This is a genomic window from Salinispora sp. CH2A1_6 (genome assembly GCF_056820975.1).
The window spans coordinates 1-18,029 of sequence record NZ_JBXEDG010000005.1 but is presented as its reverse complement, the minus strand read 5'-3'; the positions used below and the strand labels follow the sequence as shown (position 1 = coordinate 18,029).

At 67.5% G+C, this 18,029-nt stretch carries 9 protein-coding genes and 1 pseudogene; 8 read left to right on the top strand and 2 right to left on the bottom strand.

Translation table 11 applies throughout. The features are described 5' to 3' along the window. Positions 1–15 precede the first annotated feature (15 nt). Together AC1UKG_RS11270 and AC1UKG_RS11265 are read left to right on the top strand one after the other, a co-directional pair. Entirely contained in the window at positions 16–3,513 is a 3,498-nt protein-coding gene (locus AC1UKG_RS11270; RefSeq protein WP_482641913.1) for a LamG domain-containing protein, read from the top strand. A gap of 89 nt (positions 3,514–3,602) precedes the next feature. Continuing rightward, positions 3,603–10,433: a polymorphic toxin-type HINT domain-containing protein gene (locus AC1UKG_RS11265; protein WP_482641737.1), complete on the top strand. Its 6,831-nt coding sequence runs from the start codon at positions 3,603–3,605 to the stop codon at positions 10,431–10,433. 848 nt (positions 10,434–11,281) lie between these two features. On the opposite strand, the gene AC1UKG_RS11260 is transcribed toward AC1UKG_RS11265, so the two are convergent. After that, positions 11,282–11,854, bottom strand: a complete 573-nt coding sequence (locus AC1UKG_RS11260) for a GntR family transcriptional regulator (protein WP_482641736.1) — start codon at positions 11,852–11,854, stop codon at positions 11,282–11,284. A gap of 154 nt (positions 11,855–12,008) precedes the next feature. Here AC1UKG_RS11260 and AC1UKG_RS11255 point away from each other — a divergent pair, with 154 nt between their 5' ends. The 5 genes and pseudogenes from AC1UKG_RS11255 (at position 12,009) to AC1UKG_RS11235 (ending at position 16,079) form a co-directional block, all read left to right on the top strand. Beyond that, positions 12,009–12,332 carry a hypothetical protein gene (locus tag AC1UKG_RS11255; RefSeq protein ID WP_482641735.1) on the top strand — a complete coding sequence of 108 codons (324 nt, stop codon included), beginning with the start codon at positions 12,009–12,011 and terminating at the stop codon, positions 12,330–12,332. Then, the gene (locus tag AC1UKG_RS11250; RefSeq protein WP_482641734.1) at positions 12,329–13,771 is read left to right on the top strand and encodes an FtsK/SpoIIIE domain-containing protein; all 1,443 of its coding nucleotides are present in this window, start codon (positions 12,329–12,331) and stop codon (positions 13,769–13,771) included. Before AC1UKG_RS11255 ends, AC1UKG_RS11250 begins: the two co-directional genes overlap by 4 nt. Before the next feature lie 14 nt (positions 13,772–13,785). Then, positions 13,786–15,093, top strand: coding sequence for a replication initiator (locus AC1UKG_RS11245; RefSeq protein WP_482641733.1), 1,308 nt, complete (start codon positions 13,786–13,788; stop codon positions 15,091–15,093). Next, positions 15,090–15,281 (top strand): helix-turn-helix domain-containing protein, encoded by a 192-nt coding sequence (locus AC1UKG_RS11240; RefSeq protein ID WP_018831733.1) that lies wholly within the window; start codon positions 15,090–15,092, stop codon positions 15,279–15,281. Before AC1UKG_RS11245 ends, AC1UKG_RS11240 begins: the two co-directional genes overlap by 4 nt. Beyond that, positions 15,271–16,079, top strand: a pseudogene (locus tag AC1UKG_RS11235) (tyrosine-type recombinase/integrase). Before AC1UKG_RS11240 ends, AC1UKG_RS11235 begins: the two are co-directional and overlap by 11 nt. Before the next feature lie 34 nt (positions 16,080–16,113). Here AC1UKG_RS11235 and AC1UKG_RS11230 read toward each other — a convergent pair. After that, the gene (locus AC1UKG_RS11230) at positions 16,114–16,380 is read right to left on the bottom strand and encodes a flavin reductase (protein ID WP_482641732.1); all 267 of its coding nucleotides are present in this window, start codon (positions 16,378–16,380) and stop codon (positions 16,114–16,116) included. Between the two features lie 180 nt (positions 16,381–16,560). Between AC1UKG_RS11230 and AC1UKG_RS11225 the strand changes: the two genes are divergently transcribed. Continuing rightward, positions 16,561–17,757: a helix-turn-helix domain-containing protein gene (locus AC1UKG_RS11225; RefSeq protein ID WP_482641731.1), complete on the top strand. Its 1,197-nt coding sequence runs from the start codon at positions 16,561–16,563 to the stop codon at positions 17,755–17,757. The last annotated feature ends 272 nt before the right edge of the window (positions 17,758–18,029 follow it).

The following is an 18,029-nucleotide window of genomic DNA, read 5'->3' as shown; positions in this document are numbered from 1 at the left end:
GGCCTAGCGGCCGGCATGCTCGGCCTGTTGGCCGGGATGGTGTTCGTGCAGCCGCATGAGGCGGCGCCGCTGGTCCCGACCGCCGCGTTGGCGGAGGAGCCGGTCCGGGACACCGAGGCGGAGGCGCTGGTAGCGGCGAAGGAGCTCGACCAGCCGGTGGAGGTGCTGGCGCTACGCACGGAGTACCGCGACGTGTTCGCGCAGCCGGACGGGACGCTGATCGCCAACGACTACACCCAGCCGGTCCGGGTGACGCAGGGCGACAGCTGGGTCCCGGCCGACGCGACCCTGGTGGTCCAGCCGGATGGCTCGTACGCTCCGAGCGCGGCGTTGCTCGGCATCCAGCTCTCCCCGGGCGGCGATGTGCCGCTGACGGTGGCGACCCGGGACCAGAAGAGTATGACCCTGACCTGGCCGCACGGTCCGCTACCCGAGCCGGTCGTGGTGGACAGCCAGGCGACGTACTCGAACGTGCTCCCGGACGTGGACCTGGTCACGAACGTGACGGTCGAGGGCTTCTCCCACGTGCTGGTGGTCAAGACGCCCGAGGCGGCCGAGCTTCCCGAACTGCAGGACCTCCGGCTCGGTGTCACCACTGTCGGGTTGACGATCGAGGAAACCCCGGAGGGGGGCGTGGTGGCGTTGGACCCGGCCACCAACGACCCGGTCCTCCAAGCCGATGCGCCGACCATGTGGGACAACGGACCCCAGGAGGGTGGTGGCGCGCTGGCCGCCAGGGCCCTGCGTTCCTCCAGTGGCACCAGCGTCACCTCGACCGACCCTGGTGCGGCTTCCGTGCAGGGCCCGGGTGACGCGTCGAAAGTGGCGCCGGTCGAGCTGGAATACGCCGAGAACATGCTGACGCTGACCCCGGATCAGGGCATGTTGACCGATCCGGAGGCGTCCTTCCCGCTCTACATCGACCCGGTCTGGCAGAGCAGCACCAACAGCGGCTGGGCGATGGTCGACAGCGGCTATCCCAATGAGGAGTACTGGAAGTTCGACAGCAAGCGGCACGAACGAGTCGGGCGCTGCCCCAGCTCGTGCTTCAACTCCAAGGTCAAGCGGCTGTTCTACCGGCTCGCCACCCCGTACTCGGGTCGAACGATCCTGAAGGCGGAGTTCAGGGTGACCTTGCAGCACGTCTACAACAGCACGCCCCGAGCGGCCGCGCTCTATCTGATGCCAGCCGGGATCAGCTCCGCCACCAACTGGAACAACCAGCCCGGTGGCTCCGGGTGGTCCGGAGCGAAGCACCTCGCCACCAGCTCTCCCACCAAGACCCAGTCGAGCTGCACGTCCACCAACCAGAACACGGAGTGGAACGCGAAAGCCGCCGTGGAGCTGGCGGCGAAGAACGGGTGGAGCACCGTGACCCTCGGTCTGCGGTCGGTCAACGAGACCAGCGGGGTGCACACGAAGCGGTTCTGCGACAACGGCGTCCTGTCCGTCCAGTACAACCGGGCACCCCTGATCCCGAACGCGAACGAGCTCACGATGTCTCCGGGAGGCCAGTGCGTCTATGGCGCGGGGGCACCCTATGTGGATGTGCCGCCGCGGCTGAACGCGGTGCTGCGGGACCCGGACCACTCCTCGGCGCACACCGAGCAGATCAAGGCCCAGTTCAAGGTGACCTGGACGCCGAGCGGCGGGACGACGCAGTCGCGAAGTTACACCACACCGTTGAAGGCCAGCGGATCGGTCTTCTCGTACACGGTGCCGAGCGACATCGCGCAGAACGTGCCCATCTCGTGGGAGGTACGGGCCAGCGACAACACCAGCTGGGGTCCGTGGAGCAGCGACGGATCCCGCAATGTCTGTCAGTTCCTGTACGACAAGTCGAGCCCGACCCCGCCGGACGTGGACTCCGCGGTGTATCTGCCGCAGGACGCGGCGGACAACGGGACGACAGACGCCCCACTGTGCATCGAAAGTGACGAGTGGCTGGGCTCGATCGGTATCCCCGGCAGCTTCACCTTCGACTCCGCCGCGACCGACGTGGTGGAGTACCGGTACGGCTTCAACACCAACCCCGTGCCAGGAGTGAACGTGCTGCGGCCCACCACCGACGGTGGACCGGTCACCCTTGCCGACTGGTACCCGGACAAGGAAGGCCCTCGGACCATCAACGTCCAGGCCGTTGACCGGGCCGGCCGATCGAGCACCATCGCCTCCTGCACCTTCCGGGTGGGTAAGCGACCGCCGACCGCTGCCTGGGCGCTCGGCGAGGTCGCCGGACAGGACATGGCGGACGACGCGCTCGGCGGCAACGACGCGACCGCTGGTGACGGCGTCACGTTCGGTGTACAGGGACCAGGTGGCGCCTCCGACACAGCAGCCCTCTTCGACGGGACCACCAACGGTTACCTGACTACCGCGGACAGCGTGTTGACGGATACGTCGACGAGTTTCGCCGTCAGCGGCTGGTTCAAGGTCGATGATCCCTCCCGCCAGCAGGTGGCGGTGAGCCAGGACGGCACCGGTGAGCCAGGCTTCGCGCTGGGCGTGCGGAACGGAGCCTGGTTCTTCTGGGTACCGACCACCGAGGTCAACTCGCTCGGTCGGTGGGAGGTGACCGCCGAGGCAGCGACCACGGAGTGGACCTATGTCACGGCGATCTTCGACGGCGGCACGAGGGAGATGTCACTCCAGGTTGGGGCCAACGCGCCGCAGGTCGCCGAGCGCCGTTCGTTGACGAAGTCGAGGGGTTCGCTCCAGCTCGGTCGCCGGCTCGTCAAGAGCGGATACGCCGACTACTGGCGGGGTGCGATGGCCGACGTCGCCGTCTTCGACCGGCTGATCGTCGACGACGAGGTCACCTCACTGCAGAAGACGCCACCGAGCCGGAAGGCGTACTGGCGGCTGAACGCGGAGACCGACATGCTCAGCCCGGAGCACGGCGGTGGAGCGGGGCTGACCCTCGGATCCGGCGCGATGATCTTCAAGCATCCGGTGTTGGCGCTGCTCGGCGGGGGCCACCTCGCGCTCACCGGCAGCGCGGACAGCTACGCCACCACGCCCACCAACGCCGACATGGCGGGCAGCTTCTCGGTCAGCGGCCGGGTCAAGCTGACCAGCAGCTGCGAAGGCACCCCGATGACGGCCTTCTCCCAGAAGGGCGGCCACGGTAGCTCGGTGGTGGTGCGCTGCAACGAGGCCGGTGTGTGGGAGCTGGCCATGACCGAGACCGACGAGGTGGGCCCGGAGTGGACCACCAGGGACACCGACAAGACGCCGAAGTTGATCGGCAAGGGTGACCACCTGGCGCTCGTCTACAACGGCTACACCCGAGAGATGGTGCTGTACGTCAACGGAGACCTCAGTGCAGCTATCGAGTTGGTGTCGCCGTTTGTCGCCACCGGTGGGGTGCAGGTGGGCCGGGCGTTCCTCGACGACTCGTTCCAGGAGCACCTCTCGGGAGCTATCGACGACGTCCGGGTCTATGACGGGGTCGCTGACCCGGTGCTGATCCAGCGGCTCAACCTGCAGACCCGCGAGCAACTCGCACTCTGACGCGACCACTGCTGGGCCCGCCTCCTGTCGGGCGGGCCCAGCACACCTCACGCCTTCCTTCCGACCTTCCTCGACCCCTTGGAGGGGTGATGTTCTCCCGACATCTGGTCCGGCGCGGCCGGTTCAACCGCCGCACCGTGCGACCGGTCGCCTGGGCGGTGGCCGTCGTGATGGGTGCCAGCCTCATCCAGGTCGCGACGCCGCCCGTCGCGGCGGAGCCGAACCTGAACCGGCCCGCCACCACGGACCCGGGGACGATCCTGCCGACGCGGGATCCGCTGCCGGTCAAGCCCCGTACGGCGAACCCGGCGGTGATGGCGGCAGCCACCGAACCAGATGAAGTCACCTGGCCCGCGGCCGGGGTCGCGGACATCAAGGTGCCGACCACCGCGGCGGTCAGCGCCCCCGCCCCCGCCACCGCCGGCACCCCCGCCACCGCCACCGCCACCGCCAGCGCCGTCGTGCCGGCCGAGGCCGCCGTCGTGCCGGCCGCCACCGCTGTCATGCCGGCCGAGACCACCGACATTGGTGGACTGCCGGTCTCGGTGTCGTCGGCACCGGAGACGACCGACGCGAAGGCCAAGACGTCGGCCGAGCGGGACCGTGGCACCGACCCCGTTCCCAGCAAGGTGCGGGTCGAGGTGCTCGACCGCGGCGCCAACGAAGAAGCGAAGGTCGATGGTCCGCTCGTCCGGGTCACTCGAAACGACGGCCGGTCCACCGATGGCACGGTCCGGCTCGGCCTCGGCTACGCGGGCATCGCGGGTGCCTACGGCGGTGATTTCGGAGCGCGGCTGCGGCTGGTTCAGCTGCCGGAGTGTGCCCTGACCACTCCCGAGCAGGCGCAGTGCGCTGCGGCGCCAGTGCCCACGTCCAATGACACCGTGTCGAAGACGCTCTCCGCCGAGGTGCGTACCGGTGCGCTGGTCGCCATGGTCGCCGCCGACGCCTCGTCGCAGGGCGACTACAGCGCGACGAAGCTGGCGCCGTCGGCCAAGTGGTCGGTGGCCCCCTCGACCGGCGGTTTCTCCTGGAGTTACCCGCTGCGGACCCCGCCGGTGCCGGGCGGTGGCGCACCACCGGTCACGCTCGCCTACTCCTCGCAGTCGGTCGACGGCCGGACGGCGGCGACGAACAACCAGGGCTCGTGGATCGGTGAGGGCTTCAACTACGAGCCCGGTCACATCGAGCGTCGATACAACCCGTGCTCGGAGGACGGGCACGACCAGTACCCCGACCAGTGTTGGGCCTACGACAACGCGACCATCCTGCTCAACGGGCGTTCGACGGAGCTGGTCAAGTCCGGTGACACCTGGCGGTTCGCGGACGACGACGGGTCGAAGGTCGAGCGGTTCACCGGCGCGGTCAACGGTGACAACAACGGCGAGTACTGGAAGGTCACCGCCACCGACGGGACCGAGTACTACTTCGGCCTGAACCGGCTTCCCGGCTGGACCTCCGGCAAGGAGGAGACCAAGTCGACGTGGACGATGCCCGTTTTCGGCGACGACAAGGGTGAACCGTGCTACGACGAGACGTTCACCTCGGCGCACTGTGACCAGGCGTGGCGGTGGAGCCTCGACTACGTCAAGGACCGCTACGGCAACGTCAGCTCCTACTTCTACCAGCAGGAGATCAACCACTATGCGCGGGGCACGCGCACTGACGTCAACGGTGCGCCGTACGTGCGCGGCGGTTGGCTTAAGCGCATCGACTACGGGCAGCGGCACGAGGCGGTCTACACGACCGATGCTCCGGCCCGGGTCCGTTTCGACACGAAGGAGCGGTGTCTGCCCAGCGGGAACATCGACTGTGACCCGCAGGACCTGACTGCCGACACCGCGTCGCACTGGCCTGATGTGCCGTTCGACCGCAACTGTGCTGCGAACACCAAGTGCACGCTGGACCAGATCACCCCGACCTTCTGGACCCGGGCCCGGCTGACCGGCATCACCACCGAGATCCGCGAGGGCACCGACTGGACGGCGGTGGATCACTGGAAGCTCGACCACCTGCTCACCGACAACGGCGACGGGTCCCGGACCCTCTGGCTTCACAAGATCACCCACAAGGGTCTCTACGGTCCCGGCGTGGATATCACCATGCCATCGGTGGAGTTTGGGGGTCTGCAACTGCCCAACCGGATCGACCGCAACGGTGACCACATCGCCCCGCTGGTGCGTTTCCGACTGGCTACGGTCTGGACCGACACCGGCGGACAGATCGATGTCAACTACGCCACCCCGGACTGCACCCTGTCCAACCTCCCCACCCCGGGCAAGAGCACCCGCCGCTGCTACCCGGTGCGGTGGAGCCCGCTCGGCAGCGGCGACCCGATCGTCGACTGGTTCCACAAGTATGTGGTCGAGCAGGTCGTCGAGACCGACCGCACCGGTGGCGCGCCGGACATGGTGACCCGCTACCAGTATCTGGATGGGGCGGCGTGGCGGCACGCCGACCCGGACGGGATCACCGACCCGGAGGACCTGACCTGGAATGACTGGCGCGGTTACGGCCGGGTGGTCGTCACCTCCGGTGACGGTCAGGTCCAGCCGACCAAGACGGAGTACCGCTACCTGCGGGGTATGCACGGCGACAAGGATCCGGACGGTGGTACCCGCACGGTCACCGTGACCGACTCCACCGGCGGCACCCACACCGATCACGACGAGTTCTCCGGCCACCAGGTGGAGAGCATCGTTTACGACGGCGCCAAGGTGGTGAGTAAGAAGATCGAGACCTCGTGGCGGCACAACACCGCGACGGAGACCCACAGCTGGGGCAGTAAGAAGGCCTGGTTTGTCAACACCGCCACGGCCCGGAACCTGGTCGCGTTGGCCGCGGGCGGCTGGCGGGAGACGAAGCAGACCTCAACCTTCGACACGAGCTTCGGCCGGGTGACCCAGACCGAGCACGAGGGCGATGTCGAGGTCACCGGCGACGAGTCGTGCAGCCGCACCACCTACGCCGACAACCCCACGAGCCACCTGCACAACCTGGTCTCGCGCGTGGAGGCGGTCGCGGTGCCGTGCTCCGCCACTCCCGAACGCAGCACGCAGGTCATCTCCGACAACAGGACCAGTTACGACGGCAAGGCGTTCGGTGAACCGCCGACGTTGGGTAACCCGACCCGGAACGAGCGGCTCAAGAGCCACGACGGCACGTCGGCGACCTACGTACGCGCGTCCGAGGGCACCTTCGACGAGTACGGACGGCCGCTGACAGCGGTCAACGCTCTGGGCGCGGTCACGACCACTGAGTACACCGAGACCGACAACTTGACCACCATGGTCAAGTTGACCAATCCGCTGCAGCACGTCACGACCACCGAGTACACCCCTGCCTGGGGCCTGCCGGTGCGGCATGTGGACGAGAACGGTCTGGAAAGCGAGCTGGAATACGACGGGTTGGGTCGGCTGGTCAAGGTCTGGATGCCGGACCGTTCCGGTGGCGTCGACCTCGACCCGAGCATCCGATACACCTATCTGATCCGCACCGACAAGCCGGTCGCCGTCAAGACCGAGCGGCTGCAGAGGAGCCGCTCCTACAGCGTCGAATACCAGCTATATGACGGACTGCTTCGGCCCCGGCAGGCTCAGTCGGAGGGTCCGGACGGCACTCGCGCGATCGCGGACACCTTCTACACGGCGACCGGGCAACTCGCGAAGGCCTACGCGACCTACACCGTTGCGGGTGCACCCACCGACGCGATCTACCCGGCCGTCAACGGTGACGTGAACGGCCAGAAGCTCTACGTCTACGACGGCGCGGATCGGGTCAAGGCCGAGATCTTCGCCGTCGCGGGCAATGAGAAGTGGCGCACCACGACCACCTACGGCGGTGACCGGGTGTCGGTGGATCCGCCGGCCGGGGGCACCCCCACCACCACTATTACGAACGCGCTGGGCAAGACCACCGAGCTACGGCAGTACAAGGGCAACGAACCGTCGGGTGACTTCGACGCAACCACCTACGCCTACAACGAAACTGGGCGGCTTGAGACGGTCACCGGTCCAGCCGGGAACGTCTGGACGCACGAGTACGACCAACTTGGCCGGAGGACCAGCTCGGTCGACCCGGACGCGGGCAGGTCAACGATCACCTATGACGATCTGGACCGGATCACCAGCACCACCAACGCCCTGGACCAGACGATCAGCACCACCTACGACCAGATCGGTCGCAAGAGCGCCGTATACCAGGGCTCGGCCGAAAGCGGTGAGCTGCTGAGCAGCTGGACCTACGACCTGGAGATGCTCGGCCACATCTCGTCGGCAAGTCGGTGGGTCGAGGGGCACGAGTACGCCACCTACTACTCGATCTATGACGAGTTCTACCGGCCGGCCGGCACCTACATCTCCGTGCCGGAGCACGCCGGCGCCGAACTCGCCGGCCTCTACACCTTCGGCACCGAGTACAACTCCGATGGCACCGTCCAGTCGAGGTCCTGGTCCGACGGGGGTGGCCTGCCCTTCGAACCGATCATCTACACCTACGACGAAATGCAGCGCGTCACCGCGATGACGGGTGACGCCGCCTACGTGACCGACGTCGACTACGCCAGCACCGGTGAGGTCCTGCAGACCGAAGCGGTGGTGGGCAGCCGGAAGGTTTGGTCGACCTACGAGTACGAGCAGGGCACCAAGCGGCTGACCCGCCAACGACTGGACCGCCTGATGGCCCCGGTCGTCGACATCGACGCCCGCTACACGTACGACCCGGCCGGCAACATTTCGAGCATCGCCAACAACCCGTCCGGTACCCGGGACACCCAGTGCTTCACCTACGACTACCTGCGCCGAATGGAGGAGGCCTGGACGTCGGCGAGCACCGCCGAGGACCCGTGCGCGGGTGGCCCGTCGGTGACCGGGGTGGGCGGTATAGCGCCCTACCACCACGCCTACACCTTCGACGCGACCGGCAACCGCACGACGGAGACCCAGTACTCGACCAGCGGCACCCCACTGATCGAGCGCAGCTACAGCTACCCGGCCGCCGGCGAGGCGCAGCCGCACACGCTCCGAGAGATGACGGAGAAGACTCCGCAGGGCGACCGGCTGTACTCCTACGAGTACGACGCGACCGGTAACACAACGAAGCGTACGAAGACCGGTGAGGACCAGACCCTGGTCTGGGACGCCGAGGGCAACCTCGAGTCGGTCACCGACGCCGACGGGAAGAAGACCAGCTTCCTCTACGGCGTAGACGGTTCGCGGATGCTCCGTAAGGAGCCGGACGCGACCACGCTCTACCTGCCGGAGATGGAAATCCGGCTGGACCACCAATCCCGGTCCACGGCGGCGACCCGCTACTACCCGTTGCCCGGCGGCAGCACCCTGGTTCGCAAGGTGGACGGTCTCCGATATGTGGCCAACGACCACCACGGCACCGGCCAGGCGACAGTCGACGAGACCGGTGCGATCACCCACCGACGGACGACCCCATTCGGCGAGGTCCGCGGCGCCGAGTCGGGGGAGTGGCCGACGGAGAAGGGCTTCGTCAACGGAAACATCGACTCCACGACCGGCCTGACCAACATCGGCGCCCGAGAGTACGACCCGGTCACCGGCCGGTTCATCTCCGTTGACCCGATCATCGACATCACCGACCCGCAGCAGATGAACGGGTACGCGTACGCCAACAACAACCCGATCTCGTACTCGGACCCCACCGGGCTCATTCCCCTTGCCACCGGTGGTGGAGCCGAAGAGGAAGCCTATTGGAAAGAGCAAGACCAAAGACTTACCTATGACGGAAATAAGTGGAGTGTCGTTGATGGGTATCGCTCTACGCGTGCTCCGCACAAGAATCCGCTAGCGTCCGCGGATGAGCGACTCGCCGCCTTGGCGGCAGCGGCGGAGAGAGAGCGGCAGCGCAAATTAGACGCCGCCAAGGCAAAAATGATCAATGCCGGCAAGGAGCTGGCCGAGATTGCGATGGAAGATCTGGGCATCACTGATGGCCTGGACTGTTTCCTTGATGGCGACGTTGGTGCCTGTGTAAATACTGTTATTAACGTTATTACTTCCGCTATTGGCGGTGGCGCCCTCGGCAGACTCGTTGTCAAGTATGGCCTTAAGTGGGAACAAGGATATAACCGCGCCAAGCGCATCAAAAACTTGCTCGGTGACTTGATAGAAAACGCCAAGGTCTACTTCAAGAAGGGGTGCCACAGCTTCGCGCCTGGCACCATCGTCTTGATGGCTGACGGCTCAATGCGGCCGATCGAGAAGCTCAAGCCAGGCGACGAGGTACTTGCCACCAACCCCGAAACCGGCGAGACAGTCCCACGGGAGGTTGTTGCCACCCATATCAACCTTGACGTGGAGCTCACCGACCTCGCACTGTCAACCGCTGGCGGGTTGGCCGCTATCGAGACCACGGCGAACCACCCCTTCTGGAGCGAGGACAGGTCAGCGTGGGTCGACGCCGCCGAGCTACGCGCTGGCGAGCGCATGCTGACCAGCGACGGCACGCCGGTGACGATCTCCAAGGTTGAGCCCTACTACGGCCATGAGGTCATGTACGACCTCACCGTCGCCGACATCCACACGTACTATGTGATGGCTGGCGACACGCCGGTGCTCGTACACAACACCAATGGCTGCACTCCGCCGCTGAGTCAGTCAACGTTAGATGAGGCATTCGGCCTTGCTAACACGCCACAAAAATTGGAGCACGTGATTGACCCCGCAAAGCATGGATTCGGAGACCTTGTTACTGCTGCAGGAGGCAGGTCCGAAGCGATGCGTGCAATCACCGATAGCCTGCGCTGCACCTGCGGGCTTCCTGCGAGGGGGCCTTTCGAGGTTCAGCGTGAGATTTATGGTGAGACGGTGACAATTCGAGGTGCAATGGTCAATGGTGTACCTCGAATAGGAACCGCGTTCATTCCATCGAAGTTCCCTGGAGCGTCGTGATGAGCATCCGTCGAGAGGCCGGTCGGGGTGAGGAGTTCCCTCGTCCCCTGACTGCCCTCGAATACCAGGTCATCCGGGCGATTCTGATCGACGGCGTTCCCGGCGTGGCGGAGCTCAGGGCGCAGCTTGAGTCAGCAAAGGTGTCAGCTCAATGGCAGCCGATCGGGTCGCCGAGCATTGACCTCGATATACCGGCTGATCTGCCTACTGCGCACGTAGCGGAGGGTCCATGTCCGGTCGATGCCCATGTCTACGATGCAGATGAGAACTATGTTGGCGAGCTGCTCCTCTGGCTTTCAGGGGGACGACTTTCCTCGCTTGAATTCGCCTGGGTGACGGACGAGATACCGCTCTCGCTGCCTCCCGCAAGTCGGATTAGAGTCAGCCGCCGCTAATCCTTATGGCGGTTCTCTGGCAAGTGGGTGGTTTGTCGCATTGGCGGCGGAGGGAACCATTACTGATGGTAGTGACTTCCCTCCGCCGTGCGCCTGCGGGCGTGGTTGTTGGTGTGGGTTGCTGTCACGGGTGATGTCATAGATGCAGCATGTATTTAAATTCGTGAATACGGCTGGATCCACTCCAGCGGCCGGCAAGGTTGCTCGGTGGCGCGGCGCGTAGCGTCGTGGCGTCGATCGCCGGAACCATCGTGGTGCTTGCTGCCGTGAAGCGATCGTCACGGCCTGATGGCTTCGGTGGCCGCTCCCGTCGTGACGGTTGCGGGCACGTGGGCCGCCTCGTTCGGGTGTTCGCTTGCGCGGGCGCGTGCGAACGGCCCGGCCGATAGGCCGGGCCGTTCTTGATTAGGTGAAGCAGTTTTTAGCCCAGTGGTCGGTGGCGGGGCTGCTGGGCTATGCCTTGGGGTTGCGGCGTGGTTTCTTCGGTGCCGGCGGCTCGGAGGGCTCGGGCGCTTCGCTGGCGGCGGCTCGTCCGAGGTTGGCTTCGTAGGCGGCGAGGTCGTGGGTGAGGTCGGTGTGTGTCTGTTGGAGGGTGGCGAGTTCTTCGGTGGCTTGCCAGGCGGCGGCGGTGTCCTTGTTCATGAACGCGTCGACGATCTTGCCGCTGATGCGGTCGCGTTCGAGGAGGTAGAGGGCGAGGCGTCGGTTGAGTGCCGGGTTGTCGCTGATGACGGGCGTCTGGGTCGTGGCCGCGATGGGGCGGCCGTTGGCGTCGGTGCCGATGCGTTGGGGTGCCTGGGGGTGGACGAAGGTGCCTTTGCCGACGACGGCGTAGGTGAGGCCGCGGTGTTGCAGCTCGCGTAGCGCGCGTTGGGCGGTCATGGAGGCGACGCCGTAGGTGTCTGCCATGCGCCGGGCGGTGGGGAGCACGTCGCCGGGGGCGAGTTTGCCGGTGCGGATCTGGTCGACGATGTCGTCGACGACCCGTTGGAACAGGGCGCGTCGGTCGTCGGCGTCGTGCGGCATGTGCTGATCGTAGTCGTGTTGTCATGATTGAGCTACACGGGCTACCCAAGATTCCTGGGCTAGACCCTTGACTAGATCACGATTGTCACGTGAAGCTTAGGAAGCATAGTGACCATGCTGTTGGGGTGTGGTGGGCGAACGAAGGAGAACGCTCGTGTTGGTACTGCCGATTGACGGTGGTAGGGGACTGCTGGTGCTCGCCGGGGCGACACCGCAGTTCAAGGACAAGGAGAACGGGGTTGCCGCCACGGACCGCGCTACGGGTGCGCCGTTGGTGGAGGTGCCCCTGGCGTTGACGGCGGAGGGCGGGATCCCGCAGGTGTTGCGGGTGTCGGTGCCGCAGCCATCGGTGCCGAAGGACCTCGCGATCGGCCAGTGGGTCAAGGCGACCGGGCTGACGTTGGTGGCGGGGGAGAAGAACGGCCGGCCGTGGCAGATCTTCCGCGCATCGGCGTTGACGGCGGTGAAGCCTGGATGACGATCGATCCGAATCATCTGAGGCTGCTCACCATGGTTCCCGCCGTGCTGCTGGGTGTGGCGGCCGTCGTGGTGGTCGCATGGCTGACCGCGCACATGCTGCGGTATCTGCTGGCCGACGCCGAGATCCGGCCCGCGATACGCGTCGGCTGGCGGATCCGATGGACGTGGCGGCGAACTGCCGTGCGGGTGGGCCTGGTGCAGACCGAGCGCGTCCGTCCGCCGTTGTGGTCGTCTCGGCCGCAGACGGCGGTGGCGCGGCGGGACCTGGTGCCGGCGGTCCGGGTGCGGGCGCGGCGGTGGGGTGTCGAGGTGGACGCCTCCACGGTCGGCCGGCTCGGTTTGGTCGAGTTCCAGAACGCGGCCGGGCATCTCATCGACGCGTGGCGGGTGCCGCAGGTACGGGTGGCGCGGGTCCGTCCGGGTCTGGTTCGGCTGCGGGCGTTGCTGGTCGACCCGCTGACCCAACCGGCCGTCTGGGACGGGCAGGCCGCGACGGTTGACCCCTTGGAGGCGTGGTCGGCGGGTGTCGACGCTGACGGGCAGCCGGTCACCATCCGTTGCTCCGGGGTGTCGGGGGCGGTGGTCGCGGGGCTAGCCGGCTTCGGGAAGACCTCGCTGCTGAATGCCCGGTTCTGTCAGCTCGCCCCGTCGCCGGCGGTGCAGTTCGTGTTGATCGATGGCAAGGGCGGCCCGGACTACGACGGGCTGTTCCGTCGGGCGTGGCTGTCGGCGAAGGACGATCCGGAGCAGGTCCGTGATCATCTGGTGCGGGTGCATGAGCTGATGACGGGCCGTCAGCGGTGTATCCGGGCGGTGCTCGGGGTGAAGAACGTGTGGCATCTCGGCCCGTCCGCCTCGTGGCCCCTGGTTGTGGTGGTGGTTGATGAGGCGCACACGTTCTTCAACGAGTCCAAGGGCACCGACGCCGAGTCGAAGAAGCGCGACGCGGTGGCGCGGCAGACGGCCCGGCTGGTGGAGGAGTTGGTGCGCAAGGGCCGCAACGTCGGTGTCCAGGTGATCCTGGCGACGCAGAAGGCGACCGGGGATGCGATCCCGACGAAGATCCGGGACAACTGCCAGGTAGCGGTCAGCTTCGCGCAGCGCACCAGCGAGGCGGCCACGGCGGTGCTCGGCTCGGACATCACCGGCTTCCCGGATGAGCATCCGCGCCGGTTGCAGGACCCCGCCTACATCGGGGTTGCGTCGATGGTGGCCGAAGGCCGGCCCGGGTTCACGCTGGTCCGCACCCCGTACGTCAGTGACGCCACCGCTGACCGGATCGCCGCGGACACCGCCCACCTGGTCCGTGACCCCCTGTGGCTGCTCGCCGATGCTGCCAGGGCGGACCGTCCCGGCGGTCAGGACAGGGAGGGCGGCGGCTCATTCCGCCAAGAACACCCCGCCGCTCTCCCCGCAAGCAGCCCTCCCACAAGTTGAGAGGAACTGCGCCGATGATGCCATCCACCCCTCACCGCGTCGACCTCGACGCCCTGCTCCGCATCGCCGCCGCTCACGAGGTGGAGGGACGGGTCGGTGTGTGCCGGCATCCGATCCGGTTGACCGGGCGTGGTCTGCTGGTCGAGGCCGGCACCGGCCGTGTCCTCGCCGACACCGGCGACCAGCAGACGATCACGGTGCGGTGCCGTAACCGGCGTGCCGCGCGGTGTCCGGCGTGCTCGACGCTGTACAAGCTCGACGCCTTCCACCTGATCGCCGGCGGGCTCCGTGACGAGCCCACCACCGTGGCCCGGCCGCGGGTGTTCGTAACGGTGACCGCGCTGTCGTTCGGGCCGGTACACCTCGGCCCCGCCCGGCACGGCGTCCTTCGCCCCTGTCACCCCGACGAATCCGGGTGCGGCCGGTGGCACCTGCCGGGCGACCCGCTGATCGGCACCCCGTTGGACCCGGACGGCTATGACTATCCGGGGCAGGTGTTGTTCAACGCTCACGCCGGGATGCTGTGGGCGCGGTTCACCACCGAGGCACGCCGCACGCTCGCGGCTGTAGCGGGTCTGTCCCGGCGGCAGGCTGCCCGGCAGGTGCGGGTGGCCTTCGCCAAGGTCGCCGAGTTCCAGGCGCGGGGAGTGGTCCACTTCCACGCGATCGTCAGGCTCGACGGACCGGACGGCCTGCCTACGCCGCCGCCGACCTGGGCGACCAGCCACCTGCTGGAAACCGCGATCCGCCGGGCGGTCCCGGTCGTCGCCGTCACCACACCAGCGACAGCAGTCGTGGGCGGGCGTGTGTTGCGCTGGGGCCGGCAGGTCGACATCCAGCCGCTGCCCTCCGGTGACGTGGTGGTGGCCCGGCACGTGGCGAAGTACGCCACGAAGACCGCCGAGGCCGTCGGCGTCGACGTGCCACCGCTGTTCTGCCGCGCGTGCCGAGGCGACGGCCTGCGCCCCGCCGACGGGCTTCGACTCTGGTGCCGGGTGTGCTCGGGCACCGGCCGACGTCCCGGCGTCAGCCTCGACCAGCTCCCCGCGCACGGGCGGATGTTGGTGGAGACCTGCTGGCGGCTCGGCGGACTGCCCGAGCTGCGAGGGCTGCGGTTGCGCCGGTGGGCGCACCAACTCGGCTACCGAGGCCACGTCACCAGCAAGTCACTGGCCTACTCGACCACCTTCGCCGCGCTACGCGATGAACGGCGCCGGTGGCGGCTGACCCGCCACGCCGAAGCTATCGGCGTCGACCCGGCCACCGATCTTCTCACCGTCGGGGACTGGCGCTACACCGGCCCACTCGGGGAGGGCATGTGAGCAGTCCCGACCTGTTGACCGTCTCCGACGTGATGGCCCGGCTGCAAGTCGGCCGGCACACCGTCTACGACCTCATCCGCTCCCGCCGGCTGCACTCGGTCCGCATTGGCCGCTGCCGCCGCATTCCCGCCCGCTCCCTGGCCGGCTACCTCGACTCACTGACCAAGGAGGCCGACCATGGCCGGTAGAAAGGCCAACGGCGAAGGCACCATCTTCCAACGCGCCGACGGCCGCTGGTGCGGCGCCGGCTACGTCCTCACCGCCGACGGCACCCGCAAGCGCATCTACGTCTACGCCGCCACCCGCCGCCAGGCAGCCGACAAGCTCGCCGAGAAACTGGCCGACTCGAACCGGGGCCTGGTCGTGGCCGCCGACCCAAACCTCACCGTCGGCGATTACCTGACCGCGTGGCTGACCGGCGTCGCCCGGCACCGGCTCCGCGCCACGACGTACGTCACGTACGAATCCCTGGTCCGCCGGTTCCTAATCCCCGGCCTCGGCGCACGGAAACTCGGCACCCTGACCGTCCGGGACGTGCGAACCTTCCTCGACCGGCTGCCAAGCGTGTGCCAGTGCTGCGCGCAGGGCTGGGACGCCAAACGGAACCCGAACCACCCGGTCAAGGCACGCCGGCCGCGCTGCTGCGCCATCGGCAACTGCTGCCGCAAACACATCCGCCCGGCCACCGTCCGCTACATCCGGGCCTCCCTGCTGCGACAGGGCCAGCGGTGAAGGTCTCTCACCTCCACTCGAACCTCAGCGCCTCACGGCGCACCCACGACCTGCGACACACCTGCGCCACGCTGCTGCTCGAACAGGGCGTGGACCTGGTGACGATCAAGGACCTGCTCGGCCACGCGCAGATCCACACCACCGCCGACATCTACTCCCACGTCCGGCTACGCCTGCAACGCCACGCCGTCGAGTCCATGAACCAGGCACTACAAGCCGACCAACCCGACGACGACACCAACTCCGACAACTGAACCCCACCAACCGACAGCACGCGCCCCGCCGGGATTACCACCCCGGCGGGGCGCCCTTTCTACCTGGCGGGGCGTCGGTTGGTTCGTAGGGCCAGGCGAAGAACCGGTGATACAGCGTTCCCGTGGTAGTGGTGGGCATGTCCACGCACGCCTCGACAAAGAACTGGGTGAGGTAGAGCATCAGCGATACCCGCGCGCCGGCGAACTCGGCCAGCAGTTGACGTTTGCGGGTCAGGCACGGCCATACCTGCCCGCACACGGCGCACGTCCATACCGGACGAACTGGTAGATGCATCGTCATCGCTGACACCCTTTCGGCGGCGTCGTGGGCTACGGTGGGAGGACCGGGGCCGCAGCACTGGGGTCGAGGCGAGTGCCGATCGCCAAACCCCTGGTCCCGGCCCTCCCGAAACGGGCGCCAGCCAGGTTCGGACTCGATGCACGTCCCCGCTGGGCCTGCCACCAGGATCAGGGGAGACAGATGACCATGGAAGCAGGCGAGGGTTTTCCCCCGTCTACAGACACCCCCGCCGACCTCGGCGCCCACCTGCGAGCCGCCCGCGAAGCCGCCGGACACAGCCTCGCCGGCATGGCCGCGCTCACCCACTTCAGCAAGCCCTACCTCAGCCTCGTCGAGACCGGCCGCCGCCAGGCCACTCCCGATATCGTTGAACGCTACGAACATGCCCTCGGTGTACCGATCGGCACCCCAGCCGGCCCGGTCCGCCGCACCCACGAATGGCTCCTGGACAGCCCGCCCGCCATCGGCTGCCTACGCGCCGGCCGCCGCATCGGCGCAACCCTGATCCGAACGTTGGAAGCCCGGGTGATCGACCTCCGCCACCTGGACGACACGGTCGGCAGCCGCACCCTGCTTCCCGTCATCCGCGCCGAACTCGACCACGCCGAACACCTCGCCCGCACCGCCTCCTACACCGACGCCTCCGGTAGACGGCTGTACACCGTGATCGGTGAACTGGCCCAACTCGCCGGCTGGGTCGCCAGCGACGCCGGCAACTACTCCGACGCCCAACGCCTCTACCTATCCGGCGTCACCGCCGCCGACGCGGCAGGAGACCGGGCGCTGGGCGCGCAACTGCTGTCCAGCCTCGCCTACCAGATCACCAACATCGGCAAACGCGACGACGCCCTGCTCATCGCCCGCTCCGCCGTCACCGGCACCCCGCACGCCAGCCCGCTCGTGCGGGCGCTGCTGCTGGAACGCCTCGCCTGGGCCGCCGCCCGAGCCCGCGACACCGACACCACCCGCCGCGCCCTCGACGCCGTCAACGACGCCTACGACCAACACTGCGACGGTATCGCCGAACCCGAATGGGTGTACTGGCTCAACCAGACCGAAATCGACGTCATGGCCGCCCGCTGCCTCATCGAACTCGGCACCCCAACCTCCGCCGAACCCCTACTCACCCGAGCACTCGCCGGCTACAACCACGACCACACCCGCGAAGTCGCCCTCTACCAAACCTGGCTCGCCGAAGGCCACACAAGAGCCGGCAACCTCGACGCCGCCCGCGCCGTCCTGCACCGCATCGACACCACCGCCATCGACGCCGGCTCCACCCGCCTGCACCGCCGCATCACCGCCGTCGACCGCCTCATCAACCGCCGCACACAGAAGAAGAAGCCCGCCAACACCACCAGACGACCGACCGAGTAGACACCCCAGCCCGTCGCCCCACGCAGCCCGACGCGCCCCCACGTTGCTGTCACGGCTGCTGTCAAAACCGCCCACAAACGATGAACCGCCGACAGGCGGCTGAGCGAAAGCCCAGCTCACCGCCAAGATCGACCCCATGACATCGCCGCAGCCACCGTAGCAAGGCCACCCGTACTATGTGGTAGCCGGCAACACCCCGGTCCTCGTACACAACTGCGGTGGCGACACTCCTACGCCGTCGATGGCGGACAAGCCACTCGGGCCGGAGTGGC